General features: G+C 57.7%; 16 protein-coding genes. 11 read left to right on the plus strand and 5 right to left on the minus strand.

The features are described 5' to 3' along the window. Position 1 precedes the first annotated feature (1 nt). Positions 2-901, plus strand: a complete 900-nt coding sequence (locus tag HY29_RS01760; protein ID WP_034790930.1) for an MBL fold metallo-hydrolase — start codon at positions 2-4, stop codon at positions 899-901. Positions 902-915: 14 nt separating this feature from the next. Here HY29_RS01760 and HY29_RS01765 read toward each other — a convergent pair whose 3' ends face one another. Both HY29_RS01765 and HY29_RS01770 read right to left on the minus strand, forming a co-directional pair. Further along, a complete protein-coding gene (locus HY29_RS01765) occupies positions 916-2,037 on the minus strand; it encodes an NAD(P)/FAD-dependent oxidoreductase (protein ID WP_034790932.1) in 1,122 nt (373 codons plus the stop codon). Positions 2,038-2,039: 2 nt separating this feature from the next. Then, positions 2,040-3,050, minus strand: coding sequence for an NAD(P)H-dependent glycerol-3-phosphate dehydrogenase (locus HY29_RS01770; protein ID WP_034791079.1), 1,011 nt, complete (start codon positions 3,048-3,050; stop codon positions 2,040-2,042). A 177-nt stretch (positions 3,051-3,227) separates the two neighbouring features. Between HY29_RS01770 and HY29_RS01775 the strand changes: the two genes are divergently transcribed. Next, the gene (locus HY29_RS01775) at positions 3,228-5,372 is read left to right on the plus strand and encodes a TonB-dependent siderophore receptor (protein WP_034790934.1); all 2,145 of its coding nucleotides are present in this window, start codon (positions 3,228-3,230) and stop codon (positions 5,370-5,372) included. 5 nt (positions 5,373-5,377) lie between these two features. Then, complete coding sequence (locus HY29_RS01780; protein ID WP_051601036.1) at positions 5,378-6,586, plus strand: PepSY-associated TM helix domain-containing protein; 1,209 nt, start codon at positions 5,378-5,380, stop codon at positions 6,584-6,586. Positions 6,587-6,592: 6 nt separating this feature from the next. Here the strand turns inward: HY29_RS01780 and HY29_RS01785 are convergent, their stop codons facing one another. The 3 genes from HY29_RS01785 to cysD all read right to left on the minus strand — a co-directional run bounded on the left by HY29_RS01785 (position 6,593) and on the right by cysD (position 11,037). Continuing rightward, entirely contained in the window at positions 6,593-8,107 is a 1,515-nt protein-coding gene (locus HY29_RS01785; protein ID WP_034790956.1) for an acetyl-CoA acetyltransferase, read from the minus strand. Positions 8,108-8,224: 117 nt separating this feature from the next. Beyond that, positions 8,225-10,132, minus strand: coding sequence for a sulfate adenylyltransferase subunit CysN (cysN, locus tag HY29_RS01790; RefSeq protein ID WP_034790958.1), 1,908 nt, complete (start codon positions 10,130-10,132; stop codon positions 8,225-8,227). After that, complete coding sequence (gene cysD / locus HY29_RS01795) at positions 10,132-11,037, minus strand: sulfate adenylyltransferase subunit CysD (RefSeq protein ID WP_034790960.1); 906 nt, start codon at positions 11,035-11,037, stop codon at positions 10,132-10,134. Before cysD ends, cysN begins: the two co-directional genes overlap by 1 nt. Positions 11,038-11,276: 239 nt before the next feature. Between cysD and glmS the strand changes: the two genes are divergently transcribed. From glmS to rfbA, 8 genes are all read left to right on the plus strand, one after another. Next, positions 11,277-13,103: a glutamine--fructose-6-phosphate transaminase (isomerizing) gene (glmS, locus tag HY29_RS01800; protein WP_034790962.1), complete on the plus strand. Its 1,827-nt coding sequence runs from the start codon at positions 11,277-11,279 to the stop codon at positions 13,101-13,103. Between the two features lie 119 nt (positions 13,104-13,222). Beyond that, positions 13,223-14,149 (plus strand): hypothetical protein, encoded by a 927-nt coding sequence (locus tag HY29_RS01805; RefSeq protein WP_034790964.1) that lies wholly within the window; start codon positions 13,223-13,225, stop codon positions 14,147-14,149. A 105-nt stretch (positions 14,150-14,254) separates the two neighbouring features. Beyond that, the gene (locus HY29_RS01810) at positions 14,255-16,753 is read left to right on the plus strand and encodes a S8 family peptidase (protein ID WP_081811178.1); all 2,499 of its coding nucleotides are present in this window, start codon (positions 14,255-14,257) and stop codon (positions 16,751-16,753) included. Positions 16,754-16,812: 59 nt separating this feature from the next. After that, positions 16,813-17,124 carry a hypothetical protein gene (locus HY29_RS01815; protein ID WP_034790973.1) on the plus strand — a complete coding sequence of 104 codons (312 nt, stop codon included), beginning with the start codon at positions 16,813-16,815 and terminating at the stop codon, positions 17,122-17,124. A gap of 169 nt (positions 17,125-17,293) precedes the next feature. After that, positions 17,294-17,881 carry a dTDP-4-dehydrorhamnose 3,5-epimerase gene (rfbC, locus tag HY29_RS01820; RefSeq protein ID WP_034790975.1) on the plus strand — a complete coding sequence of 196 codons (588 nt, stop codon included), beginning with the start codon at positions 17,294-17,296 and terminating at the stop codon, positions 17,879-17,881. Beyond that, complete coding sequence (gene rfbB / locus HY29_RS01825; RefSeq protein ID WP_034790977.1) at positions 17,878-18,921, plus strand: dTDP-glucose 4,6-dehydratase; 1,044 nt, start codon at positions 17,878-17,880, stop codon at positions 18,919-18,921. The genes rfbC and rfbB overlap by 4 nt, the downstream gene beginning before the upstream one ends. Positions 18,922-18,924: 3 nt before the next feature. Next, a complete protein-coding gene (gene rfbD, locus HY29_RS01830) occupies positions 18,925-19,815 on the plus strand; it encodes a dTDP-4-dehydrorhamnose reductase (RefSeq protein WP_034790979.1) in 891 nt (296 codons plus the stop codon). Next, the gene (gene rfbA, locus HY29_RS01835) at positions 19,812-20,684 is read left to right on the plus strand and encodes a glucose-1-phosphate thymidylyltransferase RfbA (protein WP_034790981.1); all 873 of its coding nucleotides are present in this window, start codon (positions 19,812-19,814) and stop codon (positions 20,682-20,684) included. Before rfbD ends, rfbA begins: the two co-directional genes overlap by 4 nt. Positions 20,685-20,731 lie beyond the last annotated feature (47 nt).

Genomic DNA, 20,731 nt, shown 5'->3' on the forward strand with positions numbered 1-20,731 from the left:
CATGGCCATACCCTACATTCGCGAGATTGAGTTTGAGTATGGCGTGGTAGAGCAGGTCTCTCCGCTGATCCGGCGTGTCATTGCCAACAATCCCGGCCCGTTCACCTATGTCGGCACAGGTGTCTACATTATCGGCCATGGAGATGTCGCGGTGATTGATCCGGGGCCTGAGGACGCAGTACATTTCGAGGCCCTGAAAAAAGCGCTCGAAGGTGACACGGTTACCCATGTTCTGGTTAGCCATGGCCATTCAGACCATTCCCCACTGGCACAGCCCCTGGCCGAATGGGCGGGCTGCAAGACCTATGCGAAGAATTGCGGCATCCCGACCGCCAAGGGCGAACTCGGCAGTGCGGACGATCTGGGCTTTATGCCGGATGTGAAAGTGGGCGACGGGGACGTGATTTCCGGACCCGGCTGGACGCTGGATGTCATCGAGACACCAGGCCATACCTGCAACCATCTTTGCTTTGGTCTGCGTGAGGAGAATGCTTGCTTCTCCGGAGACCATATCATGGGCTGGTCAACGACGGTGGTCGCGCCGCCTGATGGCGATATGGCAGACTATATGAACAGTCTGGACAAGATACAGGCCAGGAAGTTTGAAACGCTCTGGCCAACCCATGGCAGCCCGGTGAAAGGGCAGGCCTTTGTGGATGAGTTCATTTCGGAATATGCTAGCCATCGCCGTGCTCGCGAGGCTGCCATTCTGGAACAGCTGCGCTCTGGCGAGACGTCGATCCCGGAAATGGTGAAAGTGATGTATGCAGATGTTGATACGCGCCTGCATCCTGCTGCTGCGATGTCTGTGCTGGGGCACATGATTGCGCTTATCAAAACAGGCGCCGTGCAGTCGCCAGATGAGAACCCGACCGTACGCTCACATTTCGAATTGGCCTGAGACGGCGAGCGAAATCAGGCTTCAGTCATTTCCGCGACAAGATTTGCAATCGCCAGGCTGGCAGTCAGGCCGGGGGATTCAATTCCGAAAAGGTTGATTAGGCCAGGGACACCATGTTGTGCTGGGCCATCAATGCGGAAGTCAATTGAAGGTTCTCCGGCGCGGGAAAGTTTCGGGCGGCAACCAGAATAGGCTGGGGCGAGACTGTCATCAGGCAGGCCCGGCCAGTATTTCCGGATAGCGGCATAGAATGAATTCGCGTGATCCGGTGCAATGCTGTAATCTACCGCATCGGGATCATTGTAATCCAGCCACTCAACATCCGGGCCAAACCGCATCTGGCCGCCAAGATCCAGCGTCAAGTGCACGCCGAGCCCGCCATTCACTGGCACAGGATAGATCAGGCGCTGAAATGCGGGCGGGGCCTGACAGCTGAAATAACTGCCCTTGGCCAGGGTCATTTGGGGCAGGGCCGTTTCAGGCACACCTTCAATGGCGCGGGCGAGCGGCACAGCGTAGAGGCCTGCTGCATTTATGATGGTGCGCGCGTGCAAAACCTGTGGATCTGGCCCGCCTAGGGAGAGAGCGATTTGTTCATCCGGCAAGAGCTTGCCGCCCAGAACAGGTGTGCCGAAGGCTATGGCACCGCCATGGTCTTCCAGCGCGCCTTGAAGAGACAGCATGTACCCATGGGTATCCAGAATACCTGTTTCCGGTGAGTGAAGCGCCGCCTTGCAGGCGAGCGCGGGCTCTAATGCTACCGCATCCTTATCTGTAAGGCGGGTGATACCTTCGACGCCATTGGCCTCGGCCTGCAGATTGATGGCATTAAGGATAGGGAGGTCTTCTTCAGAGGTGGCAACAACCAGCTTGCCGCATTTGCGATGGGCGACCTTCCGGCTTTCCAGCCAGTCATAGAGTCGACGTCGTCCTTCCACGCACAAGCTGTGCTTTAGGGAGCCGGTGGGATAGTAGAGACCAGCATGGATGACTTCGCTGTTGCGGGAGGAAATGCCGGTTCCGATGGCGCTGGTTTTTTCCAGTATGACGACATCGCGTCCGCGCCGGGCGAGTTCAGCGGCGCAGGCGAGGCCAATCACCCCAGCCCCGATCACCGCGACATCCGCTTCCAGCATGATCAGGCAATAACGCTTTCGGCGCGGTTCGGACGCATCAACAGGCGATGGATGGCTTCATCCACATTGATTGTCCCCTCGATCACATCGGCCACCGCATCGCAGATCGGCATGTCGACAGACTTGCTGGCTGCGAGCTTTTTCAGGACAGGCGCTGTGGCAACCCCTTCGGTCACGGCATTGCGCGCGCCTAGGATCGCCTCAAGTGACTCGCCTTTGCCGAGTGCCATGCCACAGCTCATATTGCGGCTGGTCTCTGACGAGCAGGTGAGCACAAGGTCGCCGAGGCCGGAGAGGCCTGCCATCGTTTCCCGGTCTGCGCCGAGCGCGAGCGCCAATCGGGTCATCTCTGCGCTTCCGCGTGCGATGAGGGCCGCATGGGCGGAGCGGCCGAGGCCCTTGCCGAGCGCGATGCCGCACGCAATGGCCAGCACATTCTTCACCGCGCCTCCAATCTCTGCGCCGAGCAGGTCATGCGCCAGATAGGGGCGGAAAGTGGGGGTGGAGATGGCTGCAATCAGATCTGTGCCGAGGTTTTCATCCTCGATGGCAAAGGTCACTGCCGTTGGCAGGCCGCGCGCCACATCAATGGCAAAGCTGGGCCCGGACATCACCGCCGGTATGGCCTCAGGCAATTCATCCGCCAGAACTTGCGTCATGAACTCCGCACTCGACAGCTCAATGCCCTTGGAACAGAGCACGACAGGGGTGTCAGGGCGAATATGGCCCTTCAGGGCGCGCAGCGTGGTGCGTGTGTGCTGGGCTGGCGCAACAGAAAACAGTGCATCCATCAGGTGCAGCTCTGTCAGGTCGCTGGTGGCCCTGAGGGCCGGGTTGAGCGGAACGCCGGGCAGAAAAACGGTGTTCTCGTGCCGCGTATTGATCGCCTCTGCGACCTCTTCCTCGCGGCACCAGATCGTTACGTCCTGTGTATCCCGGGTTAGCATCTGGGCAATTGCCGTGCCCCATGCGCCGCCGCCGATCACGCCTATCCGGTGAAAATGTCTCGTCATGCCAGCAGATTGCGGCATGTCACGGGGAGGGGCAAGCATTGCTTCGCAGCCATCAATTTACTGCAGGCATTGGGTGAGACATACATTGAATGTGAAAATCATTCGCAGAATTGTTGCGAATTATTCTCAGAACTGTTAGGCGGGCGCTGATCCATCTATTCAGCACTGGGAAGTCTCATGATTCAGCAACTATCCGGCCCGCGTCTTGGCATTCTTCTCGCGGGCGCTGCCGCCTCAGCCCTGGTTTCACAGGCGCAAATTGTTGAGCAGGACGAGGGGGATGAGCTGCGCCAGGATACGGTGATTGTGACCTCCCGTGCGCAAGAGCTTTACAGGGTGCATGAGACAAGTTCCGGCAAACTGCCGACCGAACCGCTATTGTCCACGCAAGCAATCACGGTAATCAATTCCCAGCTGATTGAAGATCAGGGCGCGCGGGATGCGCAGGATCTGTACCGCAATATATCCGGTGTAACCGTATACAGCTATGCGGGCGTGACGGCGCGCGGGTTTCGTCAGGAAGAGAACTTCTTCGACGGATTGCGTGGGGACCCCTATGCCGGATTTTCTGTGCCCCAGCTGTTTAATGTTGAACGCGTGGAGTTTCTGAAAGGCCCGGCGGGCATGTTGTACGGTGCGGGCGCGCCGGGCGGCTTGTTCAACTATATCACCAAGACGCCAAGCGAGGACTTTGCGGCAAATGTCTCTGCCGTCTACGGGACGGAAGGGCGCAAAGGCGCATCATTCGAAGTGACGGGAGCGCTGCCGGTTGATGGAACGGCCGGGCGGTTGGGTGTCTTCTATGAAGACCAGAACGGACCGCGCTGGAATACCGGGTCTGAGACCGACATTTATGACGCGGGCCTCAGCTTTGATCTCGGCCTGGCGGATCTGGTGTTGCAGGCCACACGCTATGAGCAGAAGCTGGACGGCAACCGCCTGCGCGGTGTGCCTACGGACGATCTTGGGAATTTCATCGCGGATCGCCGCTGGAACCACAATGAGCCGACAGACTTCCTGGATCTTGCCTCAAATGTTCTGCAGGCAAAGCTGTATGCGGAGCCGATGGAAGGCCTCACCCTGGATGCGGGTATCCGCTATATGGATGGCACAGAAAGACAGAAATACCACGAACCACGTGGCCTGTTTGACTCGAACGGGGATGGAGACGTGGACATGTCCATCCGTGAGTTCCGTGATCAAAAGCGCCGCAATGAAGGTGTCTCCATGGGAACCAATGCGGTCTGGTCGCGACAGTTCGGAGCCATCGACAATCGCGTGCTGCTGGGGGCGGACTGGTATCGCAATGATTCTTATTTTTCGGGTGTTACCATTCGCGGCAAGAAAAGCGTAACGCCCGGCTTGCCATCCCCTCTCAGCCTGGAAAACCCGGTATATGGCGAGACAGATCCGTCCACATATAATGACCTTCCGGCACGTGTGACGGATTCGGTGCAGACACGTTACGGCTTCTATGCCCTGAACGAAGCAACTCTGGGGCCTGTCGTTGCCGTCGTCGGGGTGCGTCACGACACCTTTGAGGATGAAGATCGCGTTGGCGGCGACAGCTATGAGGACGATGCCACAACCTGGCGCGCAGGCCTTGTCTATCGCGTGCGGGAGGATGTTTCACTGTTCGGGCAGTGGGCGACTAGTTTTGAACCTCAGAGCATAAGCGCCCAGACGCCGCTCGCTGGCGGGCCATTCGACCCGACCGAGGGCGAGATTGTCGAAGGCGGCATCAAGACCGAACTGATGAATGGCAAGGTGCAATCATCTGCCTCCATCTATCGCATCGTCAAAAACAATGTCTTGCAGGCTGACCCTCGTGGCGATTTGGATGCGGATGGCGTGGATGACTTGGTAGCTTTCGGGGAAGTGACCAGTGATGGCTTCGAAGCGGATGTCACGGCTGACATTACCGAGAACTGGGTAGGCACCGTATCCTACGCCTATAATGATGCGCGCATAACGAAGTCGAATGGCCTGACAAGTATCGATGCGAATGTGGGTGACCGGTTCCCGAATGCGCCCAAGAATACGCTGGGATTCTGGACACGCTATCAGGTGCCAGCCTGGAACACGGCTTTCGCTTTCGGCGGGGATTATGTTGATGTGCGCGTCAGCCGCAGCGGACAGAAAGTGCGCCCCTATACGGTGTTCGATGCCTCGATCATTTACGAGATCGAGGACTGGAAAGCCCTGTTGCGCGTAGACAATCTGTTCGATGAAACCTACGCGTCCAGCGGCTTTATTGACCGGACGGGACACTTCCCGGGGGATCCGCGGTCTGTGTTTCTTGAAGTCACCCGTAAATGGTAACTGGAATGCGCCGGCGAAAGAAACCCAAGGCTCGCCTCTGGTGGAAAATACACCAATGGGCGGGCCTTCAGATTTCGCTGTTTCTGTCCTTTGTGTTTCTAACAGGAACGCTCGCCGTCTTTTCCTACGAATTTGACTGGCTGTCGCGGCCTGCCATGTGGGTGAATCCGGGGGAGGTGAGCCAGCCTGTCAGTTGGGGAACTGTCAGCGCGGCCGTCATGGCATTTGATCCTGAGGCAGATATTGTCAGCATCAATTCCCCCATCAACAAGGCCGCCGCGATTGACGTGGTCGTCCGCTCTCCGGGTGAGGCGACGCCGCACCATGTATATGTGCATCCCGGCACTGGAGAGGTGACCGGTACGGGCGGCTGGCTGGGTTTTCAGCGGTTCCTGCGAAATACGCACCGCCATTTGATGCTGCCGGTCAAATGGGGCGTTTCCATTGTGGCCATGGCCGCTGTCTTGCTGTTGGTGTCGCTCGTCACATCCTTTGTTGTCTACAAGAATTGGTGGCGCGGTTTCCTGCGCTGGCCGAAGGGGCGAACCCTTCGTGCCTTGGTGGGGGATGTGCACCGGCTGGCCGGGCTCTGGTCGATGTGGTTCATTCTGCTGCTGATCTGTACCGGATTCTGGTATCTGATTGAGGTTTGGGGCGGCGGCGCGCCTCTGCCGGATCGCCCGCAAGTCCAGAATGCAGGCAGCATGTCGAATACAGACGATGTGGCCGCTGTGCTCGACAAGGGTATTCAGGCGGCTCAACGGGATATGCCCGAATTTCAGGTCAAGGCCATCATATGGCCCCGCAAGAAGTATACCGCCTTCATGGTGCAGGGGCATACAGGCCGCGCCATTCTGGTGAGGCCGCGCGTGGATTCGGTCTGGGTGGATACCGGCACCGGCTCTGTGCTGGGCGGCATCGATCCGCGCAGTCTGACTCTGCATCAGCGGATTTCCGAAGCTGCAGATCCGCTACACTTCGGGACATTCGGGGGCTATTGGACGAAGACGATCTGGTTTGTCTTCGGCCTTGCGCTGACGGGGCTCTCCCTGACCGGTGTGGCAATCTACAGCCTGCGGATCGCCAAGAGTGAGCGGGCTACCCCTGGCTGGCGCCGGGGCATACGGGATGGATGGCGGGCCATGGGCAAGACGCGCTGGGTGGCACTTGGCCTTTGCATCTTGCCTTTTGTGCTTGCGCCTATCCTGCTGTAGCCCGCATCAGGTGAAGTCGAAGATACCCTTTTCGCCTTCCACCTTTACGCTTACCTTCCGGCCAACTGGGGACGCATCTTCCCGAAGCACGCCGAGTGCGGCAGGGGAGGCATTGGCCAGGGCACGGCGGCCATCTTCCAAGCGTATGAAGGCGATCCCGTTATTCGGACCTTCCTTGCCATGCGTCACGGTGAAGGTTTCCAGCGTGCCTTTACAATCTTCCTTGCATAGCTCGACCTGATCGCTCGGTGTTGCATAGGGCTCTGCAGCGACGAAGCGGGCCGGCTTGTGCGTGGAATAGATGCCAACCGCTTCCTTGGTCATCCACCCGCCATTGGCAAGCACAAGGCCGTAGCTGCCGGTATCTTCGCGCAGGGTTTTCGCCATTTCTGCAATACCGTGCAGGGAATAATTGTTTCCGGGGCCGCCAAAGAAGGGCAGGCCACCTGTCAGGGTCAGCGGTCTCGGATCCTTCTTCCAGTCAATGCCAAGCGCTGCGGTGGAGGAGAATACTGCGCAGGGGAAACAGGAATAGAGGTCGAAATGCTTGATGTCTGCAGTTGTCTTTTCCGCCTGATGCAATGCGCGGCTGATCGCTTTCTCCATGGCCCAGGAGCCATCAAGGCGAGGGCGAACGGAAATCAGATCATCCGCCGCTTCGCCAGCGCCATGTAGGTAGATGCGCTTGTCTGCGGGAATACCCAGTGCATCTGCCTTTGACTCGCTCATCAGGATGGCGGCAGCGCCCTGGTTTACGGCGTCCTGTGCAATAAACCATTTCAGAAATGGGTCGGCATATTCGTAATTGGCTTTGGAAGGCGTTGAGAGAAAGTCGACGGAGTGTTCCTCCGGGAACTGAGAATAGGGATTGCTGGCCGCCACTTTCGTGAAGGGTTGGAACAGCTTCGCCATGGACGTGCGATGCTCGCTGCGGCTTTCGCCTTCGCGCGCGGCGATCGCATTCTCAAACAGGGCATAGAAATAGGCTGGCGCCACAATGCCATGCTTGATCTCTTCGCGTGACAGCATCATCGGGCCCATGCCGCGATCTTCATACTCCGCGTCTGCCCCATCGGCCCAGTTAATCTCAACGCCATTGCGACGCGCCCCCTTGGAGGCGCGGTTTGCTTCTGAGCCTGAAATGAGCGCGCACTCTATGTCCCCCGCATGGATCTTTGCGGCCATCTCATTGACGAGCGCCTGGGGGCTCTGCCCGCCGACGGTTTCATAGATCAGCGTGTCCGGCACCGCGCCGAGATCGCGCGCCAGTGTGCCGGGCAAGTTCGTGTTGTGGCCATGAGGGTGGGGCGCGCCGCCAACGGAGTCCTCAAAGATGCGCACAACCGCAATCGTGTCGATGGCTTTGGCAAGGTCTGCGGCGCCACTGTCTGATATGGCGGCTTTTGACGCATCGACCATTAGCGAAAGCGGGGAGGGCGCCCCGGCAGCACCATCCGTTCCGTCCCATTGGCTGAGGCTTTGCCCAACGCCAACCAGTACCGGCATGTCGCCTTTTGCCATCTCGATCTCTCCCTCAGATTTTGTCTGAGAGAGATTTACAGCGTCGAGAGAAGCAGATCGACCCGCTACGTCGGGGAAGGGCCCAACGTAGCGGATGGAACAGAGAGAAGGGCTGGATCAGATTTCAAACATGCCCTTTTCCTTGAGGTAGTCCAGAATCGTCTGTGCAGCCTCTTCGGGGGTATGATTGACCGTATCAATCGTGATCTCAGGGTTTTGCGGAGGTTCGTAAGGGCTGTCGATGCCGGTGAAGTTCTTGATCTCGCCAGCGCGGGCCTTCTTGTAGAGGCCTTTGACGTCGCGTTTCTCAGCTACATCCAGGGGTGTGTCGACATAGACCTCGATGAACTCGCCTTCAGCCATCAGGTTGCGCGCCATCTGGCGCTCGGACCGGAAGGGAGAGATGAAGGAGACGAGCGTGATCAGCCCGGCGTCCGACATGAGACGCGCCACATTTGCCACGCGGCGGATGTTCTCCACACGGTCAGCATCAGTGAAGCCAAGGTCACGGTTCAGGCCGTGACGCACATTGTCGCCATCCAGCGTGAATGTATGCTTGCCTTGAGCAAACAGCAGCTTCTGAAGGGCGTTGGCGATGGTCGATTTGCCGGAGCCGGACAGGCCGGTGAACCACAGCACAGCCGGTTTCTGGCCTTTCTGCTCAGCCAGGGTCGCACGGTCCATGTCCATGGCTTGCCAGTGAATATTGGAGGCACGGCGCAGGGCAAAGTCGATCAGGCCGAGGCCGACCGTATCATTTGTCATCCGGTCGATCAGGATGAAGCCGCCCATCTCACGGTTCACATCATAGGGATCATAAGGAATGGCCTGATCCAGAGACAGTGTGGTTACGCCGATCTGGTTCAGCTCCAGTGTCTTGGCAGGTATATCGGACAATGTGTTGACGTCGATCCCGTATTTCGGGGCGTTGACTGTCGCGGTGACCGTTTTGGAGCCGATCTTCAGAAGATAGCGGCGGCCAGGCAGAAGCGGCGACTCACTCATCCACAGGATACGAGCCTGGAACTGATCAGACACTTCGGTCGGGTCATCGGCAGAGACAATGACATCCCCGCGTGAGCAGTCGATTTCGTCTGCCAGGGTCAGCGTAATTGACTGGCCTGCAACGCCTTCTTCAAGGTCGCCCGTTGCGGTGACGATCCGGTCAATGGTCGATTGCTTGCCCGATGGCATGGATTTTACCCGGTCACCGGGCTTGATTGTTCCGGCTGTGATCTGGCCGGAGAAACCGCGGAAATCGAGATTCGGGCGGTTCACCCATTGCACGGGCATCCGGAAGGAGGCGTTCAGGCGCTTGTTGCCCACCGGCACGTTTTCCAGATATTCCATCAGGCTGGGACCTTCATACCAGTCCGTCTCGTTTGAGCGGCTGGTGATGTTCACGCCTTCCAGCGCCGACATCGGAATCGGCTGGATCTCCAGATCTGTCGCCAGCTCATCAGCGAAGGCGTAGAAGTCTTCGATAATGTCTTCATAGACCTGCTCGCTATAGCCAACGAGATCCATCTTGTTGACGGCGACGACCAGCTTGCGGATGCCGAGCAGGGTGGTGATGAAGCTGTGGCGGCGCGTCTGGGTCAGGATGCCCTTGCGCGCGTCAACCATCAGAATGGCGACATCTGCCGTAGACGCACCTGTTGCCATGTTGCGGGTATATTGTTCGTGTCCGGGTGTATCGGCCACGATGAACTTGCGCTTGTCGGTGGCGAAGAACCGGTACGCAACATCAATCGTGATGCCCTGTTCACGTTCTGCTGCGAGGCCGTCTACCAGCAGGGCGAAATCGATATTCTCGCCCTGTGTTCCAACTTTCTTGGAGTCGCTTTCCAGCGTCGCCAGCTGATCTTCAAAGATCATCTTGGAATCGTAGAGCAGGCGGCCAATCAGCGTAGACTTGCCATCATCAACGGAGCCGCAGGTGATGAAACGCAGCAGCGATTTGTGCTCATGCTTTTCCAGATAGGCGGCAATGTCTGTCGCAATGAGATCGTCGGTCAGGCGCATTAGAAATAGCCCTCCTGCTTTTTCTTCTCCATCGATGCGGACTGGTCCACATCAATGACGCGCCCCTGACGTTCAGATGTCGTCGTCAGCAGCATTTCCTGGATGATCGCTTCCAGCGTGTCAGCCGTGCTTTCGACCGCGCCAGTCAGCGGGTAACAGCCGAGTGTGCGGAAGCGGACGGATTTGGTGACAGCGGTCTTGGCCAGCTCTTCCGGCATTCGGTCGTCGTCGACCATGATGTCGACGCCATTCCAGTTCACAACCGGGCGCGGCGCTGCAAAATAGAGCGGAACAATCTCGATATTCTCGCGTCGGATGTATTGCCAGATGTCCAGCTCGGTCCAGTTCGACAGCGGGAAGACGCGGACGCTTTCGCCCTGATTGATGCGTGTATTGTAGACGTTCCACGGCTCGGGGCGCTGGCGTTTGGGGTCCCAGCGATGCTCGGCAGAGCGAAATGAGAAGATGCGTTCCTTGGCGCGTGATTTTTCCTCGTCACGGCGGGCTCCGCCAAAGGCTGCATCAAACTTGTATTTGTTGAGCGCCTGCTTCAGGGCCTGTGTCTTCATCACATCGGTGTGGACAGCAGATCCGTGGGTGAAGGGGCCAACGCCCTGGCGCACGCCGTCTTCATTGATATGCACCAGAAGGTCAAAGCCCAGTTCTTTAGCCTTGCGGTCGCGGAATTCGATCATTTCCCGGAATTTCCACGTCGTGTCGACATGCATCAATGGGAAAGGCGGACGAGACGGATAAAACGCCTTCATCGCCAGATGCAGCATCACGGCCGAGTCCTTTCCCACGGAATAGAGCATTACCGGATTTTCGCATTCGGCAGCGACTTCCCGCATGATATGCAGGCTTTCGGCTTCGAGGCGATCAAGATGGGTCAAAGTTCTGGTCAAAACGTCTTACTTCCTTACGGCGGGCGCTGGTCAGGTACTGTTTTTCTTCGATCTATTAAAGGCTTGCAGCCCCTCAATGTGAGTCATCCTGATAACTTCACGGTTCAGTCCTGCTAAACTCGGCCACACTCAGGCCACTTTGAGCACATCTTCGCCTGTTGTTGTAATCGTACATAAAGTGTCATTGGTTTGCCGGATTTGTCAGGTCTATCTCTGCTGACAATCCATGGAGGTAGAGTATGTGCGGAATTGTTGCGATCGCGGGTAAAGAGCCAGTCCCTTCGCGTCTGGTGGATGGGCTGAAGCGGCTTGAGTATCGTGGTTATGACAGTGCCGGCGTGGCCGTGGTTGACCATGGCAGCCTGAAACGCCGCCGGGCCAAGGGCAAGATCGTCAATCTTGAAGCCGCCATCGCGGAAGAGCCCGTTGAGGGCCTGACGGGTATCGCCCACACGCGCTGGGCAACCCATGGACAGCCCAATGAGGTGAATGCCCACCCGCACGTATCAGGCAATGTCGCGATTGTGCATAATGGCATCATCGAGAATTTCCGCGAGTTGCGCGACAGCCTGCAGGCCAAGGGCCGTACATTCGAATCTGAAACAGACAGTGAAGTCATCGCCCAGCTGATTGCCCAGAACATGGATGAGGGCATGGACGCGGTAGATGCGTTTGAAGCTGCTCTGAAAGAGCTGTCTGGAGCCTTCGCGATTGCGGCAATCTTCTCTGATGATCCGGACCTGCTGATCGGCGCCCGCAAGGGCAGCCCGCTTGTGCTCGGTTACGGCAATGGAGAGATGTATCTCGGCTCAGATGCTATCGCCCTGGCACCGCTGACCCGCGATGTAACTTATCTGGAAGAGGGGGACTGGGTGGTCCTGACCCGGGACAGCACAGACATCCGCAATGCCGCCGGCGAACGTGTGAACCGGCCCCGTGTGAAGTCTGCCGTGAATGACGCCCTGATTGAGCGGGGCGAGTATGATCACTTCATGCTGAAAGAGATCCACGAGCAGCCGGAATCCCTTGCGCGCTCCATTCTTCCATACATCGACCAGGCTGCGCAGGCCCTCAACCTGGACGCCGTGGCCGACAAGATGTTCACAAAGGCAGACCGCGCGGTCGCGATCGCCTGCGGGACGGCCTATTATGCCGCCCACACAGCCAAATACTGGTTTGAACAGAGGGCTCGTCTGGCCTTTGAGACGGATATTGCGTCCGAGTTTCGCTATCGTGAGCCAGTTCTGCCGCAGACCGGGCCTGCCATATTCGTAAGCCAGTCCGGTGAGACAGCAGATACGCTCGCGGCGCTGCGATATTGCCGCCAGAATGGCACGCAGGCTGTGGCTGTGGTCAATGTGCCGGAAAGCTCTATTGCACGCGACGCCGAAGCCATTGTGCCGACGCATGCCGGGCCGGAAATCGGGGTCGCCTCTACCAAGGCTTTCACCGCCCAGCTTTCCGTGTTGGCCGTTCTTGCGCTCAGCGCGGCCAAGGCGCGCGGTCATCTACTGCCGGGGGATGAGGTTAATGCCGTGAAGACACTGCTGGCCCTTCCGCGCAAGGTGACGGAAGCATTGAAGTCTCAAGACCAGATCCGCGAGATTGCGCAGACCCTGACGCAGAGCAAGGATGTCCTGTTTCTGGGGCGTGGACGTTACTATCCGCTGGCCCTGGAAGGCGCGCTGAAGCTGAAGGAAGTATCTTACATTCATGCCGAAGGTTACGCCGCGGGTGAGCTTAAGCATGGTCCCATTGCGTTGATCGAGAAGGGCCTTCCGGTGGTCGTTGTTGCACCGAAGGATGAGTTGTTCGAGAAGACGATCTCAAATGTCGAGGAAATCCGGGCACGCGGCGCGCGGGTGATCCTGATCTCTGATGAGGCTGGTATCAAAATGGCCGGAAATCGCGCAGACCATGCGATCGCCATTCCGGAAGGCGATGATATCAGCCTGCCGATCCTGGCGGCCGTTCCACTGCAGCTGCTGGCCTATTATGTCGCCGTTGCGAAAGGCACGGATGTTGATCAGCCGCGCAATCTGGCGAAATCTGTTACGGTGGAATAAGCTTCCTTGCAGGAGACGGTGCCTTCCGTGCAGGGATGTGTTCTTGTCCCTTCTTAAAGATGGCAGCCGGAGCGGCTCGCCATCAATCACGCGCATGTGATCTGTGAAAGGATTTTGGTTTGTCCAAATATGACCTGAAAGACATTGAGGCCCGTATCGAAGCCATGCTGGCGGAGAAGGGGCCCCGTCTTGGAAAGGAGCTTGCAGAGGACATGCGCGATGTGCCTCAGCTGGCCCTTTGGCAAGCCTGCTATCAGAGCCGCAAGCTGCACGTGTCGCATTTTGCCAGCTATTATCTGCGCTTCGATATTACCCGTGAGGATCAAGTCCGGCTCAGCCCGTCAATCCTGCGGGATTTTCTGTCCTTCACTCTGTTCGGTCTACCAGGCCAGAGAGACAAGATGATTGAGCGGCAGGGCACCCTCTCAAACATGCACCGCGAGATCAGTCGTGAGAAACTGTCTGTCGCGCAATCCGTCATGAAGCAGGTGTTTGTGACATTGGGGCGCGAAATTCGCAGTCAGTTGTGTGCCTTTATTGCCGGGGATCTGGCCTACTATCTGGCCCATAATGAACCACGTGAGCACATGGCCTCTGGAGAAATGGTGAAGGGCTCTGATATCGATATCATCATCATCCTGAGTGAAGCCCTGCCGGAAGATGTGCAGGAACGGATCGATACGGAAATGACCGCACTGAAGAATTATTATCTTCGTCACCCTGAATATCGCCACGAGATCGATTTTATCTGCAAACGCAAATCTGTCATGGAGCGGCAATTCCAGTACAGCGACATACACGACAAGATTGCCAGCAAGATTGCATATGAATCCATGTTCCTTGGCGGATCGCTGACGCTGTATATGGAAGTACGGGATGCTATGGTTCGCACAGGCGTGGACCGTCTTATCGAAGCAGATTTCGAGCATGCCCTTAAGGATCGCAAACATGCCATGCAACGCCTGCTGGAAGCCCGTAGCGACATGATTGATGATGAAACACGCTCTCTGTTCTACTTCTCGCAGGAGCGAGTAGAGTTTTCGTGATATACTGCTCTAAGTGATTGCCACTACTTGATCTTTATTGTGGAGTTCTAGTTTCCAAGCGTAAGGCACGTATAGAGAACGGTGCCGTTGAGACAGGAAACGTGCATGTATCTGCCCCAATCTGAGACGCCTCGCAGGCATTTCCCTCGTTCGCTTTGCGCCGCAGCTATGCTGGGTGTTTCGGTATTGGCGCTCACGGCATGTGCCGGGGGAGGGGGCGGCGGTAGCAGTTCTGCCGTAACCCCGTTACCACCACCTCCGCCGCCGCCTCCTCCGCCCCCGCCGGCCTCAAATCCATTCCCGGAACAGATCGCGCCGCCTTCTGCGTTTGAGACCCGTGAGTATAATGCGACCGTTGGCCTGCCGCTTATCGGGGCGTCCGCTGCCTATGCGATCGGCGCCACCGGCAAGGACATCACGATCGCTGTAATTGATACCGGCGTTATTTCAGATCATCCTGATCTGCAGGGTGCTGTCGTCGGCATGTATGATGTTTGTGCAGATACGGCCTGCCGGGGCTTCGACAGCAATGGCAATCGCACCACCATTAAACGCCAACCGGGTGACACTGATACGGAAGGTCATGGCACGCTCGTCAGCGGTGTGATCGCTGCGCGCCGGCAGGATGACTATCGCACGAGTGCGGACAATAATACGCCTAACGGGATTCAGGGTGCGGCCTATGAATCCTCCATCCTTGGGATTCGCGCGGACTCGCCCGGCAGCTGCGGGCGTAGTGGCGAAGATGAAGACTGTGTGTTCAGCGACGGGGATCTGGCGCGCGCCATCCAGTACGCGGTCGATCAGGGTGCCAGCATCATCAATATGTCCTTGGGCGGAGAAGTTGATAATGACCCGACGCTTGAGAATGCCGTGCGGTCTGCGGTGGCATCGGGCGTTCTCGTGGTTATCTCTGCCGGTAATGAGGCCGAACCTGCGGGAACGGACGAGAACGGAAATCCGACAGATGCGGTTGGAGATATACCGACAGAACCAGCCTATATTGCAGGTCAAAGTTCTTCGCAGGGACGGGTTGTTGCTGTGGGGTCAATAGATCCTGCAGGCCGGATATCCGATTTCTCCAATCGCGCTGGGGCTTCAGCGCGGAATTATTATATTCTTGCTCCTGGCGAGGACATTGTTTCCACCGGGCCGGATGATAATATCGTCTTCCCGGATGCTCCGAACTGCTCCCAGACTGTCGCGGACAATTGTAATGATGCGGATGATGAGGGCGACTATTATCGGATTTCCGGCACGTCCTTTGCCGCGCCTTATGTGGCCGGGTCGCTTGCCTTGTTGCTGGATGCGTTTCCCAATTTGAAATCAAAGCCGGAGCTTGCTCTTCAGATTCTTCTTGATACGGCGACAGACTATGTTGATCCGAATCCCGACCCTATTACGGGCCAGGTTGCAGGGGAGGGGGTTGATAATGTCTCCGGTGTCGGCGTTCTTAACCTTGAAGAGGCCTTCAAGCCGCAAGGTCAGCAGAACCTTGATTTCGGAATCGAACGGGTCAGCCTGGGCGAGGTCTTCGCACCGAGTGGCGGAGCGTTTGGGGACTGGGCCGCCAATTCCGGGGCCTTTGACGGGCTTACCTTTCAGGACAAATATGAGCGTGGCTTCCGCGTGAATGCCAGCGCGATCACAGCGCGCATTCCCAAGGACGCGCTCGGCTCGCGTCTGACAAATTTCGGGACACGGGCGGACTGGGCCAATGGCGAAAGCCGGTCGATCCGTGCGGGCAATGTCAGCCTGAACTGGACGCAGGCACGTGTCTGGGATGATCCGACGGCGCCCTATCAGGATGACCCGCAATCCACCTTCCAGATGCGTTACAGCCTGGGAGATAGCCAGGTCGAGCTGGGCAGAGGCGGGTCTCTCACCCACCTCGCGCCGGATATCTCGCTGCTGAATGAACCCGGCATGGGCAATGCATTTTCCACCTCCGGAACCTGGGCGAAATTCAGCCATGCTTTCGGACCTGACCTTGTGATGGATATCTTCTCGGCTGAGCAGGAAGGCCGTTCCCAATCCGGCTTCATGTTTGGACGGGACGCCTATACCTGGTCCGTCCGAGCAGGGGCTTCCTTTGTGAAGGACGAAGAAACAGCGCTTGGCGGCACGCTCCAAAGACGTTTTGGCGAAGAAGACCAGACCAGCATGACGGCCTATTCCATAGAAGGGGCGATGCTGGCAGGTGAGGCCTGGATGATTTCTACTGGTCTGGAACTCGCGAGTGTCGAGCTGCCTGGGCTAGATACGCAGGATGTGTGGACAAGCCGCTGGTCCGTCGGCGCAAGCCGTCCGGTCGGGCAGGGACGTTTGCACTTCATCATGGCCCAGCCGCGCCGGGCAGAAACTGGCTCCTTGCGGCTGAATGCACCGGTCGGTGTGGATCTGAATGGCGGCCTGATACGTGAATTCATCAATGCAGACCTGACCCCGAGCGGGCGTCAAATCGACTTCGAAACCCGCTACGCATTTGGTTTGACAGACAGTTGGTCTGGTGAAGCCGCAGCCGTCATGTCGACATCACCGAACCATATCGAGGGAGCAGAGCAGCAGGGGGCGCTATGGCTGCGCCTGTCAACGCAATGGTAAGGTCGGGGTTGGTTTTGGCTGCCTGTGCGATGACGGCCCTCTTGTCCTCTTGCACCGCAATGCCTGATGCCTCAACATCCTGTCCGGATGTCACAGACGTGTCTGCATGGGTGAACCGCATGCCTGGGCCGGATGACCGCCCAGCGAAGCTGCACGTTCTTGTGCGGGTTTCCGATGACCAGTCATGGATGCTCAGCCCGGTCGTGTCTGATGAGGCAGACATTTTGCGTCTGTCCCTGTCGCCCGGCGGGCCTTCCGTGCCCGGAACGGCAGCCTATCAGCAAAAAAGCGCGCCAATGCCTGAGCGGATAAAAATAGAATGCCACGGCGAAACCGTGGCATTCATTGAAGAGATCATGACTGCGTTCTAAGAGGCGGGCTGGTTCGCCTCTGTTGTGTTTGCCGCATATAGGGGCCAGGCACACAATATGGCCATGTCCGTCATGGTGGAGTGAGGTTCGCGCGTTGCGGGTGCTGCGGTTCATGTTATAGCGGTCGGCTGAAGGAAGACGCCTGCTGCAATTGCTGAAGAGCAACCTTATGAAGCCTGAGTTCAGATCTGATATTGTCCTGAAGGACGTGATCCTGATCAAGCCCGCCCGGATCGGGGATGCGCGGGGCTGGTTTTCAGAAACCTACAATGCGCGCCTCTATGCCAAGGCTGGCATTCCGGATGATTTCGTCCAGGACAATGAATCCCGCTCTGAAACCATGGGCACGCTGCGCGGCCTGCATTTCCAGTTGCCGCCCCACGCTCAGGCGAAGCTGGTACGTTGTACGCATGGCCGCATACTCGACGTTGTCGTGGATATCAGGCAGGGGTCTCCGACTTTCGGTCGTCATACAAGTGTTGAACTTACGGCTGAGAATGGCGAGCAGCTTTATGTCCCGGCTGGCTTCGCGCATGGTTTCTGCACGCTAGAGCCCGATTGTGAGATTTCCTACAAGGTGACAGCATATTACGCGCCGGAGTATGACCGCGGTCTGGCCTTTGATGACCCGGCCCTGGGGATCGAATGGCCGTTCCCGTCCCGGGACATGGTTCTCTCTGATCGTGACCGCAGGCATCCGCGTCTCTCGGAGCTTGGTGACGTATTTCCGCTGGCTACGGCAGGAGCGGCGAGATGAAGTATCTCGTCACAGGCGGCGCTGGATTCATCGGCTCGGCGCTATGCCACCGTCTGATGCAAGCGCCCGACGCGCATGTCACAGTTGTCGACAAGATGACTTATGCGGCCAATCCGGCCTCGCTTGAGGCATTCGCGGGTGACAGCCGTTTCTGTTTGGTGAAGGCGGATATATGCGACTTGTCCCGCATGCTTGAACTTGTTCTCCATGAAGCGCCCGATGTGATCTTCCATCTCGCTGCCGAAACCCATGTGGACCGATCAATCGATGGGGCGGAAGCCTTTGTGCAAACAAACCTCATAGGTACGTTTGCCATGCTTCAGGCTGCGCGGGCGTTATATGAACGGGGGGACAAGCCAGGCTTTCGTTTTGTGCATGTTTCCACCGATGAAGTGTTTGGGTCTCTGGGGCCTGAGGGGCGCTTTGACGAAACAACCGCCTATGATCCCTCGTCGCCATATTCGGCGACCAAGGCCGGTGCCGATCATCTCGCGCGGGCCTGGCACCGTACCTATGGATTGCCTGTGCTCGTCTCCAATTGCTCAAACAATTACGGACCGCGCCAGTTTCCGGAAAAACTGATTCCGCTGATGGTCCTCAACGCGCTCGAAGGCCAGACTTTGCCGGTTTATGGTGATGGTTCGAACGTGCGAGACTGGTTGCATGTTGAAGACCATGCCAATGCGCTGGTTCGCATTGCCGAGGCGGGTCTCGCTGGGGAATGCTATGCTGTCGGCGGCGATAGTGAGAAGACCAATATGGAAATCGTTACATTGGTCTGTGAGCTGCTGGATGCGCGGCGTCCTGGCGATGCACCTCATTCCCGCCTGATCGAATTTGTTGAAGACCGGCCGGGCCATGACCAGCGATATGCGATTGATGCGAGCAAGATTCGCCAGGATCTGGGCTGGACGCCGAGGCGCGATTTCGCAAAGGGACTTGCCGATACAATCGACTGGTATCTTGCCAATGAGGCCTGGTGGCGGCCGCTGCGCGACGCAGTCTATGCGGGCGACCGGCTCGGCAAGGTCAGAGCCTGAAGCATGGCGAGTAGTGTCATTCTCGTAATTGGCCGGACGGGGCAGGTCGCGCAGGCGCTGGCGCATGTCGGTGGTGCGCAGGTGGTTTGCCTGGGGCGTCCCGATGCAGACTTGAAGCAGCCTGAAACCCTTGTGCGCGCACTTGAGCTTCACCAGCCTGTTGCGGTCATCAATGCGGGTGGGTTCACGCTTGTGGACCAGGCCGAGATGGAGCCTGACGAAGCCCGCCTCCTGAATGTGGATGGACCGGCTGCGCTCGCCTCGGCCTGTGAGGCCGCAGGTGTCCCCCTGGTTCACCTGTCGACCGACTGCGTGTTTGATGGCTCTATGCCCCGTGCCTACCGCCCGGACGACAATACCGGCCCGATCTGCATATATGGCGAGACAAAGCTGGATGGAGAACGGGCTGTCGCCGATGCCTGCGCTCAGCATCTTATTGTCCGCGTATCGTGGATATTCTCGCAGTTCGGGCACAACTTTGTGCGCACCATGCTGCGACTAGCCCAGACGCGTGAGCGTTTGTCTGTTGTGTCAGATCAGGTCGGATGTCCAACATATGCCCCGGCATTGGCGGAAGCGTTGCTGGAGATGGCCAGACAGGCTGCCGAGCCTGATTTCTCAGCGTGGGGCACGTATCATCTGGCCGGCGCGGGCGAAACCGATCGGGCCAGCCTCGCGCGGCATATCTTTGCCGAAAGCGCGCGCCATGATGGCCCCAAAGCCGAGGTCGAAGGCGTGTCGACAGCAGAATATCCAACGCCCGCGAGACGCCCGTTGAATGCACGACTCGACATGGAAAGAACGACGGACGTGTTCGGAATCCAAATGCCGGATTGGCAAGATGGCCTGGCCAAGACTGTCCCGGCACTGATTAAGGAGATTGCAGGCGCATGAAAGGTATTGTGCTCGCAGGAGGCCTTGGCTCTCGATTGTATCCCGTCACTCGAGGTGTCTCGAAACAGCTCCTTCCGATTTATGACAAGCCGCTGATCTATTACCCGATTTCAACGCTGATGCTGGCTGGCATACGGGAAATGCTGATCATCACGACAGCTGAGCATGCAGAGGCCTACAAGGCGCTGCTGGGCGATGGTTCGCAATGGGGCGTCGAGTTCCAGTACCAGATACAGGACCAGCCCCGAGGGCTTGCTGAAGCGTTTATCCTGGGGGAGCAGTTCATCAATGGAGGCACCTCGGCGCTCGCGCTTGGCGACAATATTTACTATGGGGCAGGGCTGTCGGGTCAATTACAGGAAGCCTCAGCGTTACAAAAAGGCGCTCGCGTATTTGCGTACCAGGTTCAGGATCCCTGCAGGTTCGGCATTGTCGAATTGTCGCCGGAAGGCGAGCCGATCTCAATCGAGGAAAAGCCGACCGAGCCGCGCAGCAACAATGCGATAACAGGCCTGTATTTTTATGATGCTGACGTTGTTGAGATTGCCAAAGCGGTCAAGCCGTCGCCGCGTGGCGAGGTTGAGATTACATGTGTGAACCAAGTCTATCTCGACCGCGGTGATCTATCCGTGACCAAACTACCGCGCGGCTCGACCTGGCTTGATGCGGGCACATTCGACAGCCTGCTTGAGGCTTCTCATTTTGTGCAGGCGCTCGAAAAGCGCCAGGGCCTGAAGATAGCCTGTCTGGAAGAAATTGCCTGGCGCAAAGGGTTTATCGACTCGGCTAAGCTGGAAGCTTTGGCGATGGGCTATAATAATGATTACAAAGCTTACCTGCTGGCCTTGCTGGATAAATTCACCCCATAGGGGCGGTAACATCCAGCTGGCTGAACACGTCCTGCTGAGATGAATCA

The organism is Hyphomonas beringensis (genome assembly GCF_000682755.1).
Classification (GTDB): domain Bacteria; phylum Pseudomonadota; class Alphaproteobacteria; order Caulobacterales; family Hyphomonadaceae; genus Hyphomonas; species Hyphomonas beringensis.

Excerpts from the sequence above, each read along its gene's own strand:
- HY29_RS01760 (WP_034790930.1), top strand. The coding sequence starts at position 2 with ATGGCCATACCCTACATTCGCGAGATTGAGTTTGAGTATGGCGTGGTA.
- HY29_RS01765 (WP_034790932.1), bottom strand. The coding sequence starts at position 2,037 with ATGCTGGAAGCGGATGTCGCGGTGATCGGGGCTGGGGTGATTGGCCTC.
- HY29_RS01770 (WP_034791079.1), bottom strand. The coding sequence starts at position 3,050 with ATGACGAGACATTTTCACCGGATAGGCGTGATCGGCGGCGGCGCATGG.
- HY29_RS01775 (WP_034790934.1), top strand. The coding sequence starts at position 3,228 with ATGATTCAGCAACTATCCGGCCCGCGTCTTGGCATTCTTCTCGCGGGC.
- HY29_RS01780 (WP_051601036.1), top strand. The coding sequence starts at position 5,378 with ATGCGCCGGCGAAAGAAACCCAAGGCTCGCCTCTGGTGGAAAATACAC.
- HY29_RS01785 (WP_034790956.1), bottom strand. The coding sequence starts at position 8,107 with ATGGCAAAAGGCGACATGCCGGTACTGGTTGGCGTTGGGCAAAGCCTC.
- cysN (WP_034790958.1), bottom strand. The coding sequence starts at position 10,132 with ATGCGCCTGACCGACGATCTCATTGCGACAGACATTGCCGCCTATCTG.
- glmS (WP_034790962.1), top strand. The coding sequence starts at position 11,277 with ATGTGCGGAATTGTTGCGATCGCGGGTAAAGAGCCAGTCCCTTCGCGT.
- HY29_RS01810 (WP_081811178.1), top strand. The coding sequence starts at position 14,255 with ATGTATCTGCCCCAATCTGAGACGCCTCGCAGGCATTTCCCTCGTTCG.
- HY29_RS01815 (WP_034790973.1), top strand. The coding sequence starts at position 16,813 with ATGCCTGATGCCTCAACATCCTGTCCGGATGTCACAGACGTGTCTGCA.
- rfbC (WP_034790975.1), top strand. The coding sequence starts at position 17,294 with ATGAAGCCTGAGTTCAGATCTGATATTGTCCTGAAGGACGTGATCCTG.
- rfbB (WP_034790977.1), top strand. The coding sequence starts at position 17,878 with ATGAAGTATCTCGTCACAGGCGGCGCTGGATTCATCGGCTCGGCGCTA.
- rfbD (WP_034790979.1), top strand. The coding sequence starts at position 18,925 with ATGGCGAGTAGTGTCATTCTCGTAATTGGCCGGACGGGGCAGGTCGCG.
- rfbA (WP_034790981.1), top strand. The coding sequence starts at position 19,812 with ATGAAAGGTATTGTGCTCGCAGGAGGCCTTGGCTCTCGATTGTATCCC.